The sequence below is a fragment of the Vibrio sp. 10N.222.55.C6 genome, assembly GCF_041473395.1.
In the GTDB taxonomy this organism is placed as follows: domain Bacteria; phylum Pseudomonadota; class Gammaproteobacteria; order Enterobacterales; family Vibrionaceae; genus Vibrio; species Vibrio crassostreae_C.
Genome location: NZ_JBFRSD010001261.1, coordinates 1 through 291, shown reverse-complemented (window position 1 = coordinate 291; position 291 = coordinate 1). Strand labels below are relative to the sequence as shown.

General features: G+C 43.6%; 1 protein-coding gene. It reads left to right on the top strand.

Annotated elements, in window-relative coordinates; all coding sequences use genetic code 11:
- Positions 1–291, top strand: a 291-nt coding sequence (gene cpaB / locus AB4486_RS28460; protein WP_372120190.1) for a Flp pilus assembly protein CpaB, incomplete at both ends; no start/stop codon positions are given.

The window sequence follows — 291 nt, the reverse complement described above, 5'->3', positions numbered from 1 at the left end:
ATCAAGTTCAGCCAACCGTTGAAGTTGAAACGGTCGAGCGTCACCCCGTTGTTGTCGCATCACAAGAAATTGAAGCCGGAACTATTATCGAGGATCAGTTTTTAACCACCAGATTGATGGAAGTTGATTGGATTAATGAAAATAACTATTCGGATAAAGCAGAGCTGATTGGCAAGGTTGTTGCGAATACTGTCTATGCGGGAGAGGTGCTTCACAAGTTACGATTTACTGTACCAGGAGAAGGGTCAACGCTTGCAGCTCTTATCCCTGAAAATAAACGTGCGGTAACAA